Here is a 22,776-nt window from a genome sequence, read left to right on the forward strand (position 1 = left end):
AATCCCTCCTTGTCCCGTTTATCCTGATCACTTCTCTTTTTGCCCTGTGGGGATTTGCGAACGACATCACGAACCCGATGGTGGCCACTTTTAAACGGGTTTTGGAATTGAACAATGTTCAAGCATCTTGGGTGCAGATGGCATTTTATGGCGGTTATTTTACCATGGCTTTGCCGGCAGCAATTTTTGTGAAGCGCTATACCTACAAGAAAGGGGTGATTTTCGGCTTGTGTCTTTATGCTTTTGGGGCACTCCTCTTCTACCCTGCCGCAGCTTGGGAAAGCTATTTCTTTTTTCTCATTGCATTGTATATCCTCACCTTCGGACTTGCCTTCTTGGAGACCACTGCCAATCCCTATATCCTTTCCATGGGATCGGAAGAAACCGCTACCCAAAGATTGAACTTTGCCCAAGCCTTTAATCCTATGGGCGCACTGGCTGGATTATTCGTTGCCAAGGAATTTATCCTCGACGCTTTGGAATCCAACAACAGAAGTTCTGATGGCAGTTTGCTCTACGACTCCCTGGATGTTTCGGCCAAGGCAATTGTCCGCAGCAATGATCTAATGGTCATCCGAGATCCTTACGTGCTGTTGGGTATATTCGTGATCTTTATGATCGTTCTGATCTTGTTGGTCAAAATGCCTGAAAGCAAGGAGAAAAACGGGAATTTAGACTTTTTGCCTTCCATGAAACGATTATGGACGAATCCCAATTTTGTGGAAGGAGTAATTGCCCAGATGTTTTATGTAGGCGCTCAAATCATGTGCTGGACCTATATTTATCAATATGCGGAAGTATTGGGAATAGAGAATGCCGATGCCGTAAATTACGCTTACGCTGCATTGATTGTCTTCTTGACAGGAAGATGGATCTGCACGTATCTTTTGAGATTCATCTCTTCAGGAAAACTCCTTTACTACTTTTCCATTCTGGCCATGATCCTTGTCTTGGGGACTATGTTTATACAGGGCATGGCAGGATTGTACTGCTTGGTGGGCGTTTCCTTTGCGATGTCACTGATGTTTCCGACGATTTATGGAATTGCTTTGGAAGGTCTGGGGGAAGACGCAAAATACGGCGCAGCATTCTTGGTGATGGCGATCGTGGGCGGTGCCATCATGCCGACGCTTCAGGGAATGATCTTGGATATCGGAGGGACAGGTTATGCCGATACCTTCATCCTTGGCGTTCCGGAAGTCAATTTCTCCTTTATCCTTCCCTTGCTTTGCTTTGCTGTCGTAGGTGTCTTTGCGTTCAGAAGGATTTGAAAAGGGGGAAGTCAAGCCATGCTAAAAATTTCCCATTCAAAACCTATATTATCCTCCCGCCAAAATCCCGCCGTCAATGGTGTAGGAACTGCCAGTGATCCAACTCGCATCCTCTGAACTCAGGAAAAGCACCAATTTGGCGATATCCTCAGGGGCACCCAATCTCTTGAGCAAGGTGGCTTTTCCGGCATTGGCGACGGCCTCTCCGGGATTGGGAAAAGCGACTGCCGAAGCATGGATAAACGGGGTATCCACCGGACCTGGACAAACACTGTTGATCCGGATAGTCGGGCCATAATCCACTGCCAACTGCTTGGCCAATGCCACAAGAGCCGCCTTGGAAGCACAATAAGCGGGGTGATTGGGAAAGGATTTAAAGGCTGCGATAGAGGCATTGACCACTACGGAAGCCGATGGTCTCTTCAGCATTTCCGGCAAAGCATATTTGAGAAGAAAATAGACACTGTCCACATTTGTACGGAAGGTATCGTCCCAGACCTCCGGGGCCAGATAGGTGAGCGAACCCAGACCGAGCATTCCAGCATTCGTGACCACACCATCCAATTGTCCAAAATGCGCTATGGCCAATTCCACCAGATTTTGATTGAAGGCAATATCTCCCACATCACCTGCCAAAAAAATGCATTCCCCATTCAAGGGCAGCAATTCCTCCAAAAGCACCTTGCCTTTGTTTGCATCCCTCCCCGTGACGAGTAGGCTGGCTCCCTCCTTCGCAAAACTTAAGGCAATGGCCTTGCCCATGCCACTTGTGGCTCCGGTGATGATAAATGTCTTGTGAAGAAGTTTCAATTGCTCTTGAATTTTGGTAAAACCTGAGAAATAATATCCAATACAAATATGTGGAAATTGGGATTTTAATTGTCCACTCCCCCTGGTTTTCTTTCATCCTCCTGCTTATCATCCTCTGCGGCATGTAGTGGAAGGATTTAAAAAACAAAGCATTTGCACACTGCAAAGTTTTCAATAGCGCTTTCCCATGGCCCGCCATCAACTAACTTCATTGTATTAAAGTCAATTCTGCAATATTCCCGAATAATATTGATAATCTATTGGTTATGCATGATACAAATTACAATAAGGGAATGCATAACGCTTTTTCTTTTGGAATTTCGTATCTTTGTGACTTCAAAAAAACAAGGAAAAAAAATTAAATGATTTCAGTCGACAATCTCTCTCTCAAATTTGGCAAAAGAACCCTATTTGATGAAGTTAGCCTTAAATTCATCCCCGGAAACTGTTATGGTGTCATCGGTGCCAACGGTGCAGGAAAATCCACCTTTCTGAAGATTCTCTCTGGGGAAATCGACAGTACCAGCGGAGCTGTCAACATCTCTCCCGGCCAAAGAATGGCGGTTTTGAGTCAAAATCACTTTGAATTTGATGAGATAGAGGTATTGAAAACCGTCATCATGGGGCACAAAAAGCTCTACGCCATCTTGGAAGAAAAAGATGCCATCTACATGAAGGAGGATTTTTCCGAAGCAGATGGGATCCGTGCTTCTGAATTGGAAGGTGAATTTGCCGAAATGGATGGTTGGAATGCAGAATCAGATGCTGCCTCCATGCTTTCCGGATTGGGCATATCCGAAAACCTTCACAATCTGAAAATGAAGGAACTTGCCGGAAATCAAAAAGTAAGGGTATTATTGGCCCAAGCCCTATTTGGCAACCCCGACATCCTTATTCTGGATGAACCTACCAATGATCTGGATTCAGAAACCATCAATTGGCTGGAAGATTTCTTGGTGAATTTCAAAAACTTGGTCATCGTGGTTTCCCACGACAGGCATTTTCTGGATGCTGTTTCGACCCATATCGTCGATATTGATTTCTCCAAAATCAGGATCTACTCAGGAAACTATACCTTCTGGTATGAATCTTCCCAATTGGCAGCCAAACAGAAGACTGACCAAAACAAGAAAGTGGAAGAGAAAAGAAAGGAACTCCTATCCTTTATCGAACGATTTTCCGCCAACGTGGCCAAATCAAAACAAGCCACTTCCAGAAAGAAAATGCTGGAAAAACTCAATGTGGATGATATCCAGCCTTCCACCCGTAAATATCCGGGCATCATTTTCAAACCTGAAAGAGAAGCCGGTGATCAAATCTTCATGTCTGAAGGATTGGAATTGAAGGATGATGAAAACATCTATTTTACGGATGTCAACCTGATGTTGGAAAAAGGAGATAAAGTAGCCTTCGTCTCCAAAACCAAACAGGCTGTAACCAAATTCTTCCAAACGATCATGGAAGAAATACCGGTTCAAAAAGGCAGTTTCAAATGGGGGGTTACGATCAACAAAGCCTATTTGCCCAACGACAACTCCAAATATTTTGCGACGGATCAAAACCTGATCAATTGGTTGAGCCAATATTCCACCAATCAGGAAGAAGCCTATGTCCGTACTTTCTTGGGCAGGATGCTGTTCACGGGAGAGGATTCACTCAAGAAATCAAGTGTGCTCTCAGGTGGTGAAAAGGTGCGTTGCATGATCTCCAGGATGATGCTCCAGAATCCAAACCTTTTGGTTATGGACGAACCGACCAATCACTTGGATTTGGAATCCATCACCGCATTCAACAATACCATTATCGAATTCAATGGCACCGTGATGATGACCTCCTACGATTATGCCTTTGTGGAATCTTCCGCAAACAGGATCGTGGAATTCACCCCAAAAGGGACCATCGACAAGCGCATGCCTTATGAAGATTACTTGGCGAGTGAAGAAGTAAAAGCGCTCAGGGAAAAAATGTACAGCAAATAAGCAACCCTTCCGTTGTTACTCACAGCTGTCATTGTTTATATTTTCATCACCGTGGCGATAGGTGCCTGGTCGTCAAAACTGGTCAAGAATTCCAATGATTTTGTTTTGGCGGGCAGGCAGCTCCCACTTTTTTTATCTGCATCTGCACTGTTTGCGACTTGGTTTGGTTCGGAAACCATCTTTGGCGCTTCCTCAGAATATCTGGAAAATGGCCTCCAAGGAGTCATTGAAGACCCCTTTGGCGGAGCACTGTGCTTGATCCTTTTTGGGATTTTTTATCTCAAACCCATGTACCGCATGAATGTGCTGACCATCGGGGATGTTTACAAAAGGATCTTTGGCAAAAAAGTGGAGTTTGTCGCTTCCATTTTTATGATCCCAGCCTATTTTGGTTACGCGGCGGCGCAGCTGGTGGCGCTTTCCTTGATATTTTCCAGCATCGCCGACATTTCGATGCTGCAGGGAATCCTTATCAGTGGTGGCATTGTGGTTTTCTACACCTTTCTTGGGGGGATGTGGGCGATTTCGATCACCGACTTCATCCAGACCACATTGATTGTGGTGGGCTTGATATGGGTTGCCGTCATGGTCGCCCAGCAAGCCGGGGGCGTCATGCCCATCCTGGAGTCAGCTCCTGAAGGCAGTTTTCAATTCTTTCCCGATGCCAATCCCATTTCCTGGATCAATTACCTTGGCGCTTGGATGATCATCGGCCTTGGAAGTATCCCCAGCCAGGACATCTACCAAAGGGTGATGTCTGCAAAATCCGAGAAAGTGGCGGTCAGATCCACCTATTTGGCCGGTGGGTTTTATGTGACTTTTGGCCTTCTTCCCTTGTTCATTGCCTTGGGCGCCAAGTACCTGTACCCTGAAATCTACCTGGAAAACAAACAAATGCTGCTGCCAGAGATGGTCCTCAGGCATGGAGGCCTACATGTCCAGATCCTTTTCTTTGGTGCCTTGATCTCCGCGATCATGAGTACCACGAGTTCAGGTCTATTGGCGCCAGCTGCCATCGTATCGGAAAACCTGATCCGGCCCTATTTCGGCGGGAAACTGAAAGACAAACACTTTCTTTGGATTTTGAGATTGAACATTATTGTTGTAGCCATTATTGCCACGCTATTGGCACAATGGAAATCCAATATTTATGAATTGGTAGCGGAAGCCTCCATTCTGATGTTGGTTTCTCTTTTTGTTCCCCTCACGGCGGGTCTCTATTGGAAAAGAGCTTCAGAAATGGGCGCTTTGTTGTCCATCGTGCTGGGAATGATCTCCTATTTGGCATTTTCCACTTTAGAACTGCCTATTTATCCCCATATTGCAGCACTCTGCGTCAGTGCATTGTCGATGCTTTGCGGCTCCCTTATTTTCCCCAATAAAACAAATCTTCATGCTTCAATATCCTAAAATCACCCTCCTCAAAGGAAAAGAAATTTCCATCATCAGAAAACACCATTGGATCTTTTCCGGTGCGATCGACAAAAAAGATCCCGATTTGGAAAACGGACAATTGGTCCAGGTTTTCAGCGCCAGAGACCTATTTTTGGGAATCGGACATTACCAAAACGGATCCATCATGGTGCGGATGATCTCATACGAGGAGGCGCCAATTGATCTGGATTTTTGGCAAAAACGAATTGGGTTGGCTTACGCAATGCGACAAAGCTTATTATTGACCAACAGTCAAGAGACCAATGTGTACCGGTTGATCCATGCAGAAGGCGACGGATTGCCGGGATTGATCATTGATTTTTACAATGGTACCGCTGTGATCCAGGCCCATTCCATTGGGATGGTCCAGCATTTTGATGACCTTTCCAAAGCCCTTCAAAAAGTGTACGGAGACGGTTTAAAAGCCGTTTATGACAAAAGCGCAGAGACCCTTCCCAAAAACCTTCCGGGAATCCAAAACAAAATGCTCTTCGGGACACCCGAAACCAATCTTGTTCAGGAATACGGTTGCACCTATGCCATCGATTGGGAGCATGGCCAAAAGACAGGTTTTTTTGTTGACCAAAGGGAAAACAGAAAACTTTTCGGCAGCTACGCAAAAGGGAAAAAAGTCCTGAATGCATTCTGCTATTCGGGCGGATTTTCGGTTTCCGCCTTGAATGCGGGCGCAAAAGATGTGCATTCTGTGGACATTTCTGCCAAAGCGATCGCCCTAACCGAGGAGAATGTGGCCTTAAACCCGGGTTTTGAAGGCACGCACAAAGCCATTGTCGCGGATGTGGTCGAGTACATCCGGGAAATCGACTTGGATTATGACCTCATTGTCTTGGATCCACCGGCATTTGCCAAGAACATCAAATCCCGTCACAATGCCATCAAGGCGTATAAAAAGCTGAATACGGAGACGCTTAAACATATCAAATCAGGGGGGATTTTATTCACCTTTTCCTGTTCACAGGTGATTGACAAACAGCTTTTTGCCAACACGATCACTGCCGCCGCAATCGAATCCGGGAGGAATGTCCGAATCCTCCATTACCTCTCCCAGTCTGCCGACCATCCGATCAATATTTTCCATCAGGAAACCGAGTATTTGAAAGGATTGGTGCTATTTGTGGAATAGTGGAGTATGGAATCAAATAAAACGGGAATTTTCCATTGTTAACCAATAAGGCGCAATCAAAAATAATCAACAATTGATTGTCAGTCAATTACAATATTGAATTGAGTCCGAATTGCATAAAACGGGTTAAACGGTCTGGCATGTACCACCCATAAGTATTCATAAGAAAAATAATCAGTAACCTGACGTCCAATTTGTATCCTTTGGGCTTGAGGTTACGATGGAAAGCATAAAGAAACGGCACGGAAAATCCGTGCCGTTTTTTTACTTTATAAACCTATTACTTCACATTATACAAATTGTTGAAAAGCATTTTAAAAGTGCCGTGGGACTGGGCCCTAAAGGTAATTTCAGGACTGTAAACAAATAAACTGCCTTTTCCAACCGGTGCCTTAAAAGCAAGTACACCATCCTCAAGATAAGATTGGCCCCAAGCCCATCCACTTTTCAATGGATCCGGTCTATCAAACCAGGCCAAAGGTTCAAGGCCAATTTGTTTTGCTTCAGGCTTCAATTTAAAGACAAGGCTGTTATTGAACATGATATCGGAATAGGGTTTCATACCCCAGTTGGCAGGATTTGAAGTTTCCATCTTCGCTACCATCACACTGCCGGGCACATAATATTTTTCACCTGGCAAATTAGATTCCTTCCCATCCCTGCCGATTTCCATCAAGGCATTTTTCACGGGCAAATCCAAGTGAAAAGCCAGTTGCGCACTGCTTCCCACGGTCAGTACATCTCCGCCATTTTCAAGAAACTTCTTGATTTGTGGGATTGATTTTTCGGGCGTGATTTCACCCAACAAGTGATGGTATTGGGATGGAATTTCCTCAGGAGTGGGCATTCTTCTGGCATAATTGGAAGGCGCTTCTCCATCATTTAAGGAAGGAATACCTCCACTGATAAACAAGAGGATATCATATTTTTTATGAAGTTCTCCTGCATCGATATCCTTGGCATACACCACATCAAAATCGAAATGGTATTGTTCCAGCATCCACCTTACCCAACCGGACGGCATGGATCCTCCATAGGTATCAAAAAGCGCGATTCTTTTGGCCTTGACTTTCACCAAGTCTTTCGGACTGTTTTTCATCGCCAAAACAGGAATCCCGAGATTTTCGGTCAATTTCCCAAGGGCGGTTCCACCATTGCTGGGAATATAAAACGAACCCTCAGGCAATCCTTGGAATGCACTTTTGGTCCTGAAAACATCAACTTTTCCCTTGATCAGTTCATTTACCAATACGAAAGCATCATTGACGTGCGCACTGATCATGTATCCTGATTTGGAGGATTCAAACTTGGAAACCGGAATCCCCTGTAATTCTCCATAAGAAAGGGTTTCGAATGGCCCATCAAATGCTTCCATTATCCGATCAAAACCCACACCCATCTGGTAGGCCAAAGTCCAACCCGCGGCATCATAAGGTCTGATAGGAGGACCTCCTGGATATTGGAAGTCATTTGGATAATCCTGAGGCTCAAACATGTCAATTACATGGGGACGAAATGCCTGGTCCGTTTTGACTACATAAGCCCCTTTCAAATATTTTTTTCCGTTGACTGTAAAATCTGCCATGGCTTTTTCAATCCTTATCCCTGTTCTGACAAGCGCATTGACAAACTTAACCGCTGTGGCAAAATCTGTCTGATCGGCAGGAATGATGAAACCTCTGGGATCACGCTCCATTGGTGCCAAATAGATACTGTCATAATATTTGGATGGGATCACACCGCCTCTGGCTTCCCTTCTGGTATTTCCGGCGGCTTGTTTTGTCAAGTCTGCTTGATGTGCTTTTTTGATGGCATCGATTTTCCTTGGAAAAGCAGTCCAATAATCCATATTCCCTTTACCAATGGAGCTTTTACCCATTGCATAAATATTGTAAAGCAAATGGTCCTTGTTTCTGGCGGCATAATCCAAAAGCGCAAAATTCAGCGAAACAGAATAATCGATGGATTGCTGAAAGTGCCAGGATTTTTGGGGCATCACCGGAAATGGTGTGTTGCTGTTAGGAATCATTCTGTCTGGCACCAAAGGAATTTCTTCCGGATTTGGTCCGCCGATAATTTCCGTCAGGATTCCGATCATGTTGTGAAAGTGGGTGTTGGTCCGAAGGCCTCCATTGTACCATGTAGAGAAAGAAGATCCATCCATTCGGGTAAATCCAGGCTTATTTTCGGTGATCAAACGGTTGTACATCGCGGCACCAACTGCATCGATACCTGTCACCATCAGCGGATCAAACACATAATTGAAAGGATCCCTGTAAGGAGGTCCGGCCAAAACTGACCCGGCAGGCCCTCTTTGATGATGGTTGTACATGACTTGTGGGATCCATTCGACAAACAATTGGTAGCCCATATTCCGGGATTCCTTCATGTTTTGGATATAAAAATCCCTATTGTTGTCATGGCCGATATATTTCTGGTACAACACAGGCAAATTATTGAGGCTGCGTTTTTCAGGTACTGAATCTTTCATGTACCAATCTCCGATCAATTCATGTCCATCTGGATTTGCGTGCACAAAAAGAATGATTACATCCTCCAAAATCCTTTGTGTTTCGTCGTCCTTTCGGCTCACCATTTGCCAGATAGTCTCTATAAGTTGGTGGGTAGCCACCGTTTCCGTGGAATGCAATCCACCATCTATCCATACAACTGCTTTTCCTTCTTTGGCCATAGCCCTGGCCTCGACCTCACCAAAAGCCTCTGCTCTGGCCATCTTGGTTGAAATTTCTTTGTACCGGTCCAGTTTGTTGTGGTTTTCAGGAGAGGTTACGATGAGCATATATTGCTCTCTGCCTTCCTCAGTTTTACCGATCGATTCCAACTTCACCAGATCCGAAGCTGCTGCCACTTTTTTGAAGTAAGCCTCGGTTTGGGTATAGTTGGCCAGATGGTAATCCTTTCCGATTTTAAAACCAAAATGTGATTCCGGTGAAGGAATCCCCTGTCCAAAGGCTAGGGAGTAGGCAAATAAAAAGAAAACTAATATCCTTAATTTCATCATGCTTTTTAATTTCTTTTGGGTGAATAAAAAAGTGGAATACCGAATATCGGCATTCCGCTTCAAAGGATTTTATTTTAGATTTTTGAATCGAACCCCCACTCTACAGTCGCACAATTCCCCCCTTGATTCGTCACAAGAGTTGTCATTGTACTGGGTTATCCTTGTACCATCTGACATGACGACGACAAACTTGAAGAGGAAATAGTCATTCACCCCGATGGTGGCTAAATTTGTTCCGGTGAGAGAAGCCAGCTCAGCAGGAGTAAAACTGTAACTTTTGGGGAAAGAATTCACCTTTTCGAAAAGTTTATCCGTGGCCCTAATCGTGCTGGGCAAAGGAAATTGACGTTCGTTGGGATGAACTTTTGCCAGAGACAAAATGACAGGATAGACAGGTACGTTGTTTTCCCTTTTGTTGAAGCTGACATATACTTCAATTTCAGAAACCGCAGCCCTTCCACTCGCATCATGGAAGTCCAATTCCCATTCAAATTTTTGACTTGTTGCAAAATCAGGGTCCGCCATATTGAAGAAGGATACTTTTGCAGAAGAAAAGGTAGGCAATGCCGAAGCCGCAGCATTCAAATTCACTTTGGGTGTGGGGGCATATTTAAAGTCCTCCCAATCGTAGTCTACCGTTTTACAGGACAAAGAGAGTAAAACTAAAATCCAGGTATAAGAAAGATATTTTTTCATAAATGTTTATAAGTTATTCAGCGGGGAATAAAGATCCGCTGACGTTATGAATTCAGATTAAGATTTATTTTTTCCAGAAAACAGGGACAATTTGTTGATCCCTTTGGAGTTGATCTCTCGTGTCCACTACTGTTTCATTTGAGGTCAATTCCGTTTCCGAGTAATAAAACCTTTCCGGAAAAACATCAAGTGGAGCAATTAGATCCTGCAATTCAGGAAGGCCGGTTCTTCGGTAATCATTGTAGGATTCCACACCGTTGCCATACATTGCAATCCATTTTTGCATCATCACCAACTCCAACTTGCCTTGCGCGGTAGCACTTGCAAAATGTTCGGAAAGTCTGTTTATGAAACCTGTACTTGTCGCAGGAGCAATCGGAAAAGCAGGGGAAAGTTCATTGATTGCCTGAAAATGGGCTGCTACCGCTTGGTTCATCAATAATCCTGCATCCTCACCAGTATTCAAAACCAATGCGGCTTCGGCTCGATAAAATTTAACCATTGCATGGGTAAGCAAAGGCAAGATTCCCGCACCGGATCCATCTCCATTTGCAAACAAGGCAATTTTAAATGAATTTCCAGTTGTCCCGGTAGCTGCACCTATATTGTTCAGGAATATATTATCATCACCTAAGGAAGGCATTGCGCCATTGTCAAAGAGACCAGCTGCCGGATAAATCCCTACAATGGCCCTCGTGTTTTGATCGGCAGGCGATGCTGCACCATCTCCCGGATAGCGGCCATAATAGCCTTCACCCACCTGAGAGTTTGCCAAACCTGCTTTTGCGTTGATCCTGAATATATAATACCGAAGTCGAGGATCATCCTGTTCCTTTAAGCGATCCACCACAACCATGCTTACATAACCGTCACGACCAGGAGCGTACCCGGTTGTGAACCATGGATGTCTCGTATTTGGGGCAGCATTGGTTCCGAACAAAAATGTGAAATCATCACTGTTGTTATCGATAAGAACTCCTGCTTGCACCAAGTTGGAAATCGCCAATTTAGATCTTTCAGGATTGACCAGTCTCATCTGCATGTAAAGCTTCAATTTCAAGGAGTTGGCCATTTTTTGCCACTTCAGTTTGGATCCCTGGTAGAAAAGGTCAGAGGAAGAAACCACTGTGAATCCCCTGTCCATATCCGACAAGGCCTCATCGATCAATCCGATCAAATCATTATAAATCTCCTCCCCCTTATCAAACTTAGGATCAGCTACTTTTGCAGCATCGAAGTAGGGAACATCCCCCCAAACATCAACCATTGTACTGTAAAGAAAAGCTTTTTGAATCTTGGCAATGGAGACATATCCCCAGCTGGATTGCGCTGTGCCTTCTTGTATGATGGTTTCCAAATCCGGTATTGCCTGTGTATAGAACCCAAGCCAGGCTGCCTGGAAAGTAGTCCCACTTTGATCATATCTGTTGAGACTCCCCGCAGCCCTATGTTGGATCACATTGGAGGCTCCCCTGTTGATATTGTCAAAATTTCCCGCAATCGACAGCTGGGTTGCCGGTAGGAGCAAACTCAGTTGGGGAACGGTCGGATTGTTGGGATCATCATTGATATCGATGAAATCATCGCAAGCAGTAAACAGGAACTGAATGGCCAAAAGGCAAGTCCCAAGTATATATGTTGTCTTTTTCATGGTTTTCTAGTTTTTTCAGATTAAAAACTTGCTCTTAGGTTTACTCCGTATCTTTTGGTGGCAGGCACGCCCAAATCGTCATATCCAGGATTATTGGACCCGGCAGTACTCACTTCCGGATCATAATTCATGGCCTTTGGCGTGTTGGGAGCCAGGTACCAAAGGTTCCTTCCGCTTACGGAAATAAAGATGCTCCCAAAAGGCGTTTTTCGGAGCATAGTGGATGGCAACGAATATCCCAAAGAGACTTCCCTCAATCTGATCACAGTGGCATCGAAAATGGTGGCTTCACCGATATAACCTGCACTGGGGCCACTTGGGCCGAATCCACTTCCAAAGAAATAATCATTGTAATTCAATGCTGTATTGTTCGGGATCTTATTCCCGTTTTCATCCAGCAAAGGCAACCTGGTGTTCACATCTCCCAGTACACCTTGGCCGATCCTGAATGAATCCCTGTCTTCGGTATCTTTCAATACGCCTCGGGCATAGGTCTCGCCAATGGTTGTAGATAGCAAATCACCTCCTTGTTTCCAATCAAAAAGAAAATCCAAAGTCAGTCCTTTTAAAGTGAAGGTATTGCTCAGACCAGCGATGAAATCAGGATTGGGATCACCGATTGGACCATTTGTGGTGGCCAAAATTGGCTTTGCCGTCTGAGGATTTACGAGGATATTTCCTTCATCATCTCTGGCATATTGGGTACCAAAAATCATCCCATATGGCATTCCGGCAATATGGACGTTTCCACCATAGGTCAATTGGGCAAATCCGCCTATGTTTTCCACCCTGTTTTTGTTCCTGGTGAAATTACCCGAAACACTCCAATTCAGGCCATTGTCGGACATCAATGGATTGGCTGTCAAGCCAATTTCAATTCCTTTGTTGGATGTTTCGCCAAGATTGATGATTCTGGTCAGGAATCCTGAAGAAGGAGCCGAGTTCACCACAAAAATCTGCGAGGTACTTAGTTTGTCATAATAAGTCAAATCCAAAGTGAGGAGGTTTTGAAAAAACCTCAATTCAGTACCGATTTCAAATTCAGTGATAAACTCTGGTTTTAACCCCCCATTGGTCAAGCTATTGGACAATGTCTGCGTACTTACATTGGCACTGTTTGCATTGGAGAAAGGAGAACCTATTCCACCAAAACTTGCATTGGCATTGAAAACATTGATGGTTTGATAAGGATTGGCTTCATTACCAACTTTCGTGTAGCCCATTCTCAAGGAACCGTGATTCAAAACGCCTTTGGGCATTTTCAAAGCTTCCGTGAAGGTAAACTGACCGTTTACACCTCCGTACAAATAACTCCTGTTGGCTGCGGGAAGGGTCGACGATACATCATTCCTACCAACAAAGTTGAGGGAAGCAAACGATTTGTAGTTAAAGGTCATGTCAGCAAAGAATGCATAAAACCGTTGCTGAATCAGTGCCTGATTGTTGGGAATGCTTGACAGGGTGATGGTCGTAGTGTTTCGAATATCATTGATTCCTGACACGATGATTCCATCTCCTGAAAAAGCAGACCTTCTCGTCGTTCTCTGATTGATGTTGTTTCCCAAAATACCGGTAAAGGAAAGGTCAGGGGTAATATTGGTGGAAATGGTTGCCATTAAAGTGTTGTCCAACTCTTGACGATTGATATTGTCCGTGTTGATGGTTCCATTGGCATATACGCTTGATCCTTTTCCAAGAACAGAAATACGGGCATCCGTAAAGCCGTTAAAGCCGAATGTGTTTTGAATGGTCAGCCATGGTGTCACTTTTTTTCCAAGAACAAAACTCCCAAAATACCTGTCCACGCTACTTGTCGAAGGACTGTTTTTGACAGACCAATAGGGATTGTCCAATGCCCTATAATAAATATTCGCACCAGTAATCGGATGTTCAAATGGATAGCTTGTCAAATCATAACTCGTAGGCATGAAGAGCAAGTTGCCCATCACGGAACCGGACCCACCAATTGGCGGACTTTGCTGGTCCGTTTTTACATAATTGATGGTACCCCGCACAAAAAAACCATTGTCAAGGTTGGCATTACCGCCCACATTGAAGGAGGTTCGAGTGACTTCGTTTCCTGGCACAACCCCTTTGTTTTCGGTGCGACTGGCTCCGACCAATAAGCTGGCTTTTTCTGTCCCCGTATTGATGGTAACAGCATTTTCGTAGACATTACCGGTTCTGAAAAAATTACGCTGGTTTTCTCCTGCATAAGATCTGTAAGGGACCTCTAAAGGAGTGACACCATTACTTTCATAAAATTCCGGAAACACACTTGAAGGATAGGCTGTAGAGGCCAATGGATGCGGAATAGTAGGTCTAGAACTGTAGGGAGAACCATATGAACCGTAAACGCCCGCCCTGTAATCGCCGTTGGTCCCTTGCCCATACAATTGTTGGTAGTCAGGCAATCCAGATAGTTTCTCTGTGGAATAGGATGTGCTGTAGGTGATTTCCATTCCCTTCCTACTCCTTTTGGATCCGGATTTTGTAGTGATGATGATTGCGCCATTTGCAGCACGTGAACCATATAATGCAGAAGCAGCCGCTCCTTTAAGAACAGTCATGCTTTCGATGGTATTTGGATCAATGTCAAAGGCCCTGCTGGGCGTTGATTGATTGGATTGGGTCTGCCTAGATCCACTTGGTTCAAAAGTGGAATTGTCAAATGGAATCCCATCCACGACAAACAAGGGTTGGTTATTGTTTCCCAATGAAGAATTTCCTCTGATGGTGATGTTCGTGGATCCGCCTGCAACGCCACCGCCTCCCTGTACATTGACACCGGCGATTTTTCCAGTCAGTGATCTGATGGGATCCGGCTCATTTCTCTGCGCTACCTTATCGGCATTAAGCGTGGTGACAGCATAGCCCAAGGTGCTTGCGTTCCGCTCAATACCCGCAGCAGTGACAATGACTTCACTGAGTTGAATATCTCCACTAAGTTTGACGGTGACCTCGCTTCGGTTTCCAACAGCCACTTCCATCTTTTCGTAGCCGATATAAGAGATGACTAAGATGTTTTCCGAAGGTCCAATTTCAATGGTGAACCTTCCATCAAGATCTGAAATCACACCTCTTGTTGTCCCTTTGACGAGAACATTTGCACCGGGAATCGGCAAATTTGCTTCATCAAGGACAACTCCTGCCACTTGCCGCTGCTGGGCATAAATTTTTTCATTTGCATTGATGAGGATTATCCCCAAAATCAGGAAGAGTATCTTCCAGTTTTTCAGTGAAATCCCCGATTTGGTAAAATCGATTTTCATAAATAAAGGGTTTTGAGTGGTTGGTAAAAGGGTACAGACAACAAGGCATGATTTCTCCTAAGAAAAAACATCTTTGGCAAATGGCTAAAATTGGGGTATATAAATGGTTATTTTGGGAAAAATAAAGTGTATTTAAGAAGTAAACAGGCTTAATACACGATTATAAAACTACCAAGATCCTTCCTAAACAATGCACCATTCAAAAAAATAGAGATGGATTTGAATAGATTTTTGCTTTTAAAATGAATATGTTTTTATTTAAAAATTACATTGAATTATTATATTTAAAGATTATAAAACAAAATAAATATTATTTTTTTTAAAATTTTTTAAATATTAAAAAAATGAGCACTTTATACGCAATTCCACTTATCACAATCTTATATTTACAGCACAATGAAAATAGCCATAAATTCATTTTTTTACTTAAAAAAGTTAATTCAAGCATCATTAATAGACCTATATTTTAATTATTGCACTATTAATTGAATAAAATAGTTAATTTTTAAACCGACCATTCAATTTTATTATTTTTAAGCATCAAAAAATAACACAAATAAACATTTGATGTAAAACCCGCAAATCGCAATACAATTTGAACTCACGGCTATTTTTGGATCAAAGAATTAAATGTTCATACAACTACTTCACAAAAACGAATAGACCTAAAAATTAGACGAACGCAGGTATAATTCAAATTAATACAGAGAAATTCTCCCAAAACAGACTTAATTCCTTAATTTCACCACAAAAAAAGAAAACATGTATACAGGATTACAACACCTACACTCAGCATTGGCCTATCTCGCACTTGCGGTGCTTTTCATTGTGATTATTTTAGCGCTTGTGGGAGCCTTGAGCAACAAGACTTTTAATGAAAAGGACAGAAAAATTGCAATGGCAGGATTTATCATTTCCCATGTGCAATTATTGGTTGGCTTGATTCTTTATTTTGTCAGCCCTCTGGGATTTTCACTATTGACCGGTGGTGGCGCCATGCAGGATCCCGTTGCGAGATTGACAGCTTTAGAGCATCCAGTCATCAATATCATTGCAATTGTCGTCATCAGCGTTGGCTATATCAGGTCCAAAAACATGTTCCTGAGCAAATCCAAGTTCAGGTCCATTTACATGATGTACGCCATCGGATTGGTTCTTATCCTATCAAGAATTCCTTGGGGAAATTGGTTGGGTTAATTCAGAATATCAAAAAATCTGAAAGAAGAAACTGCTGTTTGGTACTCAATCCAATTGGGTTTTGGGTTTTTTGAAAAACATAACCCAAATCGAATTTCAATTTTACCTTTCCCGAAAAAGACCTTGATGCAGCTATTAAAATAGTTTCATCAAGGTCTTTTTTGCATTCCACAAAATCCTTTGGGACGCTTCAGTGTCTTCCATAATTTTTTTCTCCTGCTGTGATGGTGATGTCCAACACATTCTGCCGCGGTGGAAGTGGGCAAGTGGCGTGTGGCGTAAAAACACAGGGAGGATTGTAGGCCATGTTGAAATCCAAAACCGTCTTTCCACTGGCCGAAGGCTTTTTGATGTAAATATATCTTCCGCCACCATAGGTTTCCTCACCGCTCGTACCGTCCGCAAAGATCAAGAACAAATCCTCCTCTCCCCCATCCAAAGCATCCAAACGGTAGGTGCTTCCCGAAAGCTCAAATTCAATTGCTCCAGGGGAAGGATTGGGAGTGGTTTGGCCCAAAACGTTTGTGATATCGATCATCTTCACAGGATCATAGGGGATGAATGTCGCCTCCAATCTCCAGTCAATATCCACAGGATATCTTTCTATTCCATCAAATTGGCTGACTGCATCTGCTTCCAAATCCCTGAGCCGAAGACCGATGACTTTGTCCCTTTTGATCAAATTGAACCGTAGGCTTTCATAAGCCAATTGAGGCCCTATCCCATTTTCAAAATTGGACACAATGGTTTTCTCCCTTAACTTTTCCCCTTCCATAACAATCCCTTCTTGTACCGGAATAAAAAAAACAAGACTGTCTTTCAGGAAGAAGGAACCCAATTTTTCAGGCATGCCTGAAGGCAAGACAATGACAGTCCCGGCCTTGGAGCCCATTTGGTTCTCACCTTCCTCCAACCAAAACAAGCCGATAAGATTCAGCCAGCCCTCGGGAGATTTGAGACTTGCCACCCGCGCCTGATACCAGTTCTCCACCAGTGCGGAATGCGCTTCGGGACTCAGCGTCTCGGCTCCTTCGCCTTTCCCACAACCCATGGAGAATACCAACAAAAGACATATCGTAAAATAACTACGCATAAGGCAGCGGATTTGGGATCATGAAGGAAGGTTAATATTTGCCCACAAAGGACGGTATCAGATAGATGAACCACTAATACAGGCAATCCAAAGAAGACAAAGTTGGTGATGACGCATTATAGATCCGTAGCACTAAAGGTATCTCCCTGAGCAAAATCCCCGGTTGTAAAACCCTTTTTAAACCAACGCATCCTCTGTGCTGAAGTGCCGTGGGTAAAGGAGTCCGGGACTATTCTTCCGGTAGATTGTTTTTGGAGCCGATCATCCCCGATGGCATTGGCTGCATTCAGGGCTTCCTCAATATCTCCGGGATCCAGGACGTTCTTCATCTTTTGGGTATGGTGTGCCCAAACCCCGGCAAAAAAATCAGCCTGCAATTCCAATTTGACCGACAGCTCATTGTATTCCTTGTCGCTTATCTTTCCCCGCATGGATTGGACCTTGCCACTGATGCCCATTATATTTTGGATATGGTGTCCCACTTCATGCGCAATCACATAGGCTTGCGCAAAATCGCCCGGTGCATTCAATTTTGTTTTGAGATCCTGGTAAAAACTCAGGTCTATGTAAACCATTTCATCTGCCGGACAATAAAAAGGACCCGTCGCCGAAGATGCTGACCCGCAAGCCGAACTGACACTTCCCGTATACAAGACCAATTTTGGTTCTCTATAATCCTGAATCAACTCATTCCAGACATCTTCCGTATCGGCAAGTACCACAGCGGTAAAATCTGCCAATTCCTGTTCAGCCGGACTGGATTGATAATTGGCAACATTGGTCATGTTGCCACCCCCCATAAATTGTTGAATCAAGGTGAGGGGATTGGTGCCAGTGATCCACATCAACAATAAAAATCCCGCGACGATGACCATTCCCATCTTTGAGAACAGCAACTTGATCAGTGGTGCGATCAAAAATGGGGAAATCCCTCCCCCGCCACCACCCGAGCGACCTCTTCTGTCATCGATATTGCTACTTTGTCTTCTTCCTTGCCACTTCATGTTATCTGTTGTTATTTGATCTAAAATTACATTAAATTTTTGTTCCAATTGTTTTTGAATTGCAGAAGCAATACCTGAAATCAGCGCAATCCCATGTCCCTATGAAGGAGAGGATTACATTTGGCCAAAAGGCCATTTCCCAACCCCCTCTCAAGATAGGTTTTGGCAGTTTTTTCTAGAATGAGCCTACTTTCTGCATGTAAAAAGCTTGAAGAATTTTCAATTCTTTTTTTCAAAAAAAAAGCAGTCAAATTTCAATCCATAAAATCCCCACCTCTGGAACGATCAGCAACCTCCGTGTAAAAAGCCTTTTATTTAGGATGCCTCGGATGATTATTTTCTATATTTCTGAAATAAACCTTAAAACCTATGGAAAAAAGAAAGTATTTCACAGCCTTATTTTGTGTACTCGCATTTGTATTGCCACTTACAATGAAGGCGCAAACTGGAGTAGGCATTTCAAAACCAAAAAAAGCCAAAATGCTTTTCGATGGCAGCCGCGAAATGTTGGATTCGAAATGGACCTATTGGAACGGCCCACGATTAAAAGCCGAACTCCCCATCAAATGGGAAATTGTATCGGACCCCGTTGATGAAGGCTTTGCGATGAGCAGCAACGATCCATCAGGTGCGGGGGGATTGTACGGAGCGGCAGACATCGTGACCAAGGAAGAATTCAAAGATTTCAGGCTTCATGTGGAGTTCTTGGTAAAACAAGAAGGGGGAAACTCTGGTGTGTACCTCCAAAACCGATATGAAATCCAGATTCTGGATGGGGATTATGGCCTGCATGGGATGGCGGCCATCATCAATGAACATCTTCCCACTGAGGAAGCCTATAATGGAATTGGAAAATGGAATGCTTACGATATCCTTTTCAAGGCCGCAAGATTCAAGGACGGCAAACTCTTCGAAAAAGCCCGTGTGACAATTTACTTCAATGGCAAGAAAATCCATCAAGACAAGTCCATCGATCAAGTATGGGGAGGCCCCAATTCGGGACAGGACGGAGGGAACGATGGTGGGAAAGGAATTACCGACCGACCCGGAGGAATCAAACTCCAAGCAGAGGGACATGAGGTGCTCTTCAGGAACATCTGGATCACGCCAAAGAAACTGAAAAACAGCGGAACAGATTTTTAAATCATCAGGCCATTTGGGTTAAAAATCCCAAATGGCCTTTTCTATTTAAAATCCAAAAAACATTTAAAAAAAATGCAGATTAATCTATTTTTACCACTATCATTTTAATTATATTTTTTCATTTTTTATTTATTTTTTTAAAAAGTCAAATCACCTACTCCTAAAAGTCAAGGAATTACACAAAAATACCAATACAATCCCCAGAGCAACATCTTAAAAATATAAAGCGTTAACTAGCTGTATAGAAATCACTTAAACTATCTCATTCGATCTAAAAAGGTGGTCATTCGAAGTGTCTTCTAGTTCTGTTATTTTTTGCCCTAAATGGATTTATATTTTGTTAATTGAATTATTTATTATTTTATTGCCCTAATAAATATAACAATACAAATATTATCAGAAGGCGTTCAAAAACCATAAAATTATATTTTAAATAATAAAAGACAATTAAAATGGTGCGAAGGACGAAAAAAACAGCAACAAAATGGGTATCAATTCATCAGTTTTAAAACACCAAATCCCCAAATAAAAATACCGAATGAATCCAATGAAAAACACAAATCATGAAATAGCCAAGCCACAGTGGATTTCACCCTCCATTGAGCGTTTTCAAAATTAGGATCAGCCTAATGGCACAAAAATTGTTTTTTGCCGTACCACACCCAAAAAAAATTATAACTAATTATTAATCAGTAATATGCAAAATTAAAAAAAGTAAAATCACCTTTCGAGAACACAATTTCTATTCAATCGATTGTTTTTAGAAATTAATTTCGGGATGTAATCACCCCTTATATTGCCCGGAACCAGAATCACCCATTCTCCCTCTTAGGCAAAAGCCAATTTACCCAAAACCACTCATGATATCCATGAAACAATATTCTATTGCCAAAAACCAACTCTTATTTAATTAAACCAAACCAAAATTAATGACAGACAAAAACCAACTCTTATTTAATCAAACAAAAACCAATTAAAATGAAAAACCAATTTCTTAAAATCACCCAACTATTCACCCTTTTGCTACTTGGCTTTGGAATCATTTCCTGTGACGTGCAGGAAATTGAAGACCCCTTGGCCGAATCAGAACAATTGTCCTTTTTAGCCACCAGCATTCTGGACGCTGACGGAGAAACCGATCCCAATCTCCGGGTTGCCGCCAATCTCATTTACGATGAAAACTTCGAGGGAAGCAATCCTTTGAGCTTTACTTGGAAACAACTTGCTGAAAGTTATTCTTTTGGAACGGTTACCAACCCTGCATTTCAGGGAAGCAAAGCCGGTAAATTTGAACTGAGGTATGGTGACAAGGTTGTGACCAATTCCGGAGTAAGAGCAGAAGTATTGTTCCCTGCACAAAACAACCGAGAAAGATGGTATTCTTTTGCAGTGAATTTCCCTGCAGATGGATTTCAAAAAGACAACGATACTGAAATCATCTCTCAGTGGCATCAAGAAACATTGGGAAGTCCAAGTGCTTCTTTGAATGTAAAAAATGACAGATTGATCTTGATTGTAGGAAACGTACAAAATGTCGGATCAAGCAAGAAAGACAATATCGATTTGGGTCCCGTACCAAAGAATTCCTGGAATGAATTCGTTTTCCATTATGTACACTCAAACGGATCGGATGGTTTGATAGAAGTATGGCAAAACGGAAAGAAAATCCTAACCAGAAAAGGTGGGAATATTTACCCAGGTGCGCTTCCAAAATGGAAAATCGGGGTTTACAAGTGGACTTGGGCAAGCAAGAAAACAGATGTTTCAAAAAGAGTATTGTATTATGACAATGTGAGAATGGGCAATGAAAATGCAACATTCAACGACATGAGTTCTTCTGGAACAACTGCAACAGCACCAGCCCCAACTAGCCCTACTTCAACTACTCCTACTAACACTACCTCAACATCACCAATCTCAAGCTTTACCTTGATTGCGGCCAATTTGAACAGAGACTTGCAGGTGATCAGCGAGGGGAACTCAATTTCCACCAACACGCATAAATTGAATATCCGTGCCAATATGGAATCCGGTTTTAAAGGAACTGTAAAATTCAGTTTGTCTGGAACAAGAAGCCATACCTACACAGATAATTCAGCTCCCTTCTCTATGTTTGGAGATGATGGAAAAAGCAATTATTACTTTGGTCCTGGACTTTCCAAAGGAACTTACACCTTGGTGGCCACACCTAGCACAGGAGCTTCCAAAACCATCAAATTCACCATTAAATAATTTCACTTATTTCAATCAAGGGCTGCCTTATGGGCAGCCTTTTTTTTTACCCAAAAACCAAAACTAGTCATCCCCTGACATTTCAATATTTTTTATATGCCCCCAAACTCCCCTTTCTCAAATCTTGAAACCCGAAATATGCAATAGGTTTCCAAATGGAATTGAAACGGAAAGAAAATCAGATCATTGGGAGAATAATTCCAGACACCAATAGGGTGAAGTCAAAAATAGTCAACACCTAATTGATGATCAGTAAATTAAAATATTAGATGTAGTCGTAATGCATAAAACGGGTTAAATCATTAAGAGGAAGAAAAATGTTGAACATTTTTTTCGCTGAACCAATCCTTTGCTTTTTCCCTAAAACTTTAATCTGTGGATTGTCCTTTTTATTTCGAAAAAAAAAAGATCCAAAAACCAATTCAAACTAACTTTTAGATGGAAAAGCCTTTTGTTCATGTTGCGACATGGTCTAGGAAAATTTTCATGCGGTTCTTCGTTTGAAAATCCGACAAACTATATTTCGCCCAATTAATAAAGATCCTACCTGGGTTCGCATCTAGCCATCGCTCATTTTCCATGAAAGGTAATGGCATAGTAATTGTTTTTCCGTCAAAACCAATACGCACACAAACCACTAAAAATCAAGGGGGTACAAGAAGTTAGTCATAAAACAATTTTGTAAAGTCAAATTGATAAATCAAAGATCTGGACATCCATCACCTCAATTATCCAGAAAAACGCTCTTCTATTGTTGCATCTATTGTTGAGAGTGAAAACTATAGTCGTAAATAGTTACTGTTTTATTTATAACCAAATTTTATCAAT

At 42.7% G+C, this 22,776-nt stretch carries 14 protein-coding genes; 7 read left to right on the forward strand and 7 right to left on the reverse strand.

Going from position 1 to position 22,776, the window contains the following annotated elements; translation table 11 throughout:
- Positions 1–1,271 (forward strand): L-fucose:H+ symporter permease (fucP, locus tag Q7J63_RS10300; protein WP_304885908.1); only part of this gene is annotated, 1,271 nt, incomplete at its 5' end.
- Between the two features lie 48 nt (positions 1,272–1,319).
- Here fucP and Q7J63_RS10305 read toward each other — a convergent pair.
- A complete protein-coding gene (locus Q7J63_RS10305) occupies positions 1,320–2,081 on the reverse strand; it encodes an SDR family NAD(P)-dependent oxidoreductase (protein ID WP_304885910.1) in 762 nt (253 codons plus the stop codon).
- Between the two features lie 362 nt (positions 2,082–2,443).
- On the opposite strand from Q7J63_RS10305, the gene Q7J63_RS10310 reads away from it, so the two are divergent.
- From Q7J63_RS10310 to Q7J63_RS10320, 3 genes are read left to right on the forward strand one after another with little or no spacing between them, the layout of a single operon-like run.
- Entirely contained in the window at positions 2,444–4,060 is a 1,617-nt protein-coding gene (locus tag Q7J63_RS10310) for an ABC-F family ATP-binding cassette domain-containing protein (RefSeq protein WP_019598649.1), read from the forward strand.
- A gap of 12 nt (positions 4,061–4,072) precedes the next feature.
- Positions 4,073–5,470 carry a sodium:solute symporter family protein gene (locus tag Q7J63_RS10315; protein ID WP_304885912.1) on the forward strand — a complete coding sequence of 466 codons (1,398 nt, stop codon included), beginning with the start codon at positions 4,073–4,075 and terminating at the stop codon, positions 5,468–5,470.
- Positions 5,454–6,638, forward strand: coding sequence for a class I SAM-dependent rRNA methyltransferase (locus Q7J63_RS10320; RefSeq protein WP_304885914.1), 1,185 nt, complete (start codon positions 5,454–5,456; stop codon positions 6,636–6,638). Before Q7J63_RS10315 ends, Q7J63_RS10320 begins: the two co-directional genes overlap by 17 nt.
- Before the next feature lie 280 nt (positions 6,639–6,918).
- Here the strand turns inward: Q7J63_RS10320 and Q7J63_RS10325 are convergent, their stop codons facing one another.
- From Q7J63_RS10325 to Q7J63_RS10340, 4 genes are all read right to left on the reverse strand, one after another.
- Positions 6,919–9,657 carry a M14 metallopeptidase family protein gene (locus tag Q7J63_RS10325; protein ID WP_304885958.1) on the reverse strand — a complete coding sequence of 913 codons (2,739 nt, stop codon included), beginning with the start codon at positions 9,655–9,657 and terminating at the stop codon, positions 6,919–6,921.
- Positions 9,658–9,729: 72 nt separating this feature from the next.
- Complete coding sequence (locus Q7J63_RS10330; RefSeq protein ID WP_019598653.1) at positions 9,730–10,356, reverse strand: hypothetical protein; 627 nt, start codon at positions 10,354–10,356, stop codon at positions 9,730–9,732.
- Positions 10,357–10,420: 64 nt separating this feature from the next.
- Positions 10,421–12,007 carry a SusD/RagB family nutrient-binding outer membrane lipoprotein gene (locus tag Q7J63_RS10335; protein ID WP_304885917.1) on the reverse strand — a complete coding sequence of 529 codons (1,587 nt, stop codon included), beginning with the start codon at positions 12,005–12,007 and terminating at the stop codon, positions 10,421–10,423.
- A gap of 20 nt (positions 12,008–12,027) precedes the next feature.
- Positions 12,028–15,279 (reverse strand): SusC/RagA family TonB-linked outer membrane protein, encoded by a 3,252-nt coding sequence (locus tag Q7J63_RS10340; protein WP_304885919.1) that lies wholly within the window; start codon positions 15,277–15,279, stop codon positions 12,028–12,030.
- A gap of 762 nt (positions 15,280–16,041) precedes the next feature.
- On the opposite strand from Q7J63_RS10340, the gene Q7J63_RS10345 reads away from it, so the two are divergent.
- Positions 16,042–16,476: a hypothetical protein gene (locus Q7J63_RS10345; protein ID WP_304885920.1), complete on the forward strand. Its 435-nt coding sequence runs from the start codon at positions 16,042–16,044 to the stop codon at positions 16,474–16,476.
- 190 nt (positions 16,477–16,666) lie between these two features.
- Here Q7J63_RS10345 and Q7J63_RS10350 read toward each other — a convergent pair whose 3' ends face one another.
- Both Q7J63_RS10350 and Q7J63_RS10355 read right to left on the reverse strand, forming a co-directional pair.
- Positions 16,667–17,569, reverse strand: coding sequence for a DUF1684 domain-containing protein (locus Q7J63_RS10350; RefSeq protein ID WP_304885922.1), 903 nt, complete (start codon positions 17,567–17,569; stop codon positions 16,667–16,669).
- Positions 17,570–17,685: 116 nt separating this feature from the next.
- Complete coding sequence (locus Q7J63_RS10355; protein ID WP_019598660.1) at positions 17,686–18,573, reverse strand: neutral zinc metallopeptidase; 888 nt, start codon at positions 18,571–18,573, stop codon at positions 17,686–17,688.
- 369 nt (positions 18,574–18,942) lie between these two features.
- On the opposite strand from Q7J63_RS10355, the gene Q7J63_RS10360 reads away from it, so the two are divergent.
- Together Q7J63_RS10360 and Q7J63_RS10365 are read left to right on the forward strand one after the other, a co-directional pair.
- On the forward strand, positions 18,943–19,716 hold the full coding sequence (locus Q7J63_RS10360) for a DUF1080 domain-containing protein (RefSeq protein WP_304885923.1): 774 nt from the start codon (positions 18,943–18,945) through the stop codon (positions 19,714–19,716).
- A gap of 978 nt (positions 19,717–20,694) precedes the next feature.
- Positions 20,695–21,948 (forward strand): polysaccharide lyase, encoded by a 1,254-nt coding sequence (locus Q7J63_RS10365; RefSeq protein WP_304885925.1) that lies wholly within the window; start codon positions 20,695–20,697, stop codon positions 21,946–21,948.
- Positions 21,949–22,776 lie beyond the last annotated feature (828 nt).

Origin of the sequence: Rhodonellum sp., assembly GCF_030656585.1 — a bacterium.
GTDB lineage: Bacteria > Bacteroidota > Bacteroidia > Cytophagales > Cyclobacteriaceae > Rhodonellum > Rhodonellum psychrophilum.

Excerpts from the sequence above, each read along its gene's own strand:
- Q7J63_RS10310 (WP_019598649.1), top strand. The coding sequence starts at position 2,444 with ATGATTTCAGTCGACAATCTCTCTCTCAAATTTGGCAAAAGAACCCTA.
- Q7J63_RS10320 (WP_304885914.1), top strand. The coding sequence starts at position 5,454 with ATGCTTCAATATCCTAAAATCACCCTCCTCAAAGGAAAAGAAATTTCC.
- Q7J63_RS10325 (WP_304885958.1), bottom strand. The coding sequence starts at position 9,657 with ATGAAATTAAGGATATTAGTTTTCTTTTTATTTGCCTACTCCCTAGCC.
- Q7J63_RS10330 (WP_019598653.1), bottom strand. The coding sequence starts at position 10,356 with ATGAAAAAATATCTTTCTTATACCTGGATTTTAGTTTTACTCTCTTTG.
- Q7J63_RS10335 (WP_304885917.1), bottom strand. The coding sequence starts at position 12,007 with ATGAAAAAGACAACATATATACTTGGGACTTGCCTTTTGGCCATTCAG.
- Q7J63_RS10340 (WP_304885919.1), bottom strand. The coding sequence starts at position 15,279 with ATGAAAATCGATTTTACCAAATCGGGGATTTCACTGAAAAACTGGAAG.
- Q7J63_RS10345 (WP_304885920.1), top strand. The coding sequence starts at position 16,042 with ATGTATACAGGATTACAACACCTACACTCAGCATTGGCCTATCTCGCA.
- Q7J63_RS10350 (WP_304885922.1), bottom strand. The coding sequence starts at position 17,569 with ATGCGTAGTTATTTTACGATATGTCTTTTGTTGGTATTCTCCATGGGT.
- Q7J63_RS10355 (WP_019598660.1), bottom strand. The coding sequence starts at position 18,573 with ATGAAGTGGCAAGGAAGAAGACAAAGTAGCAATATCGATGACAGAAGA.
- Q7J63_RS10360 (WP_304885923.1), top strand. The coding sequence starts at position 18,943 with ATGGAAAAAAGAAAGTATTTCACAGCCTTATTTTGTGTACTCGCATTT.
- Q7J63_RS10365 (WP_304885925.1), top strand. The coding sequence starts at position 20,695 with ATGAAAAACCAATTTCTTAAAATCACCCAACTATTCACCCTTTTGCTA.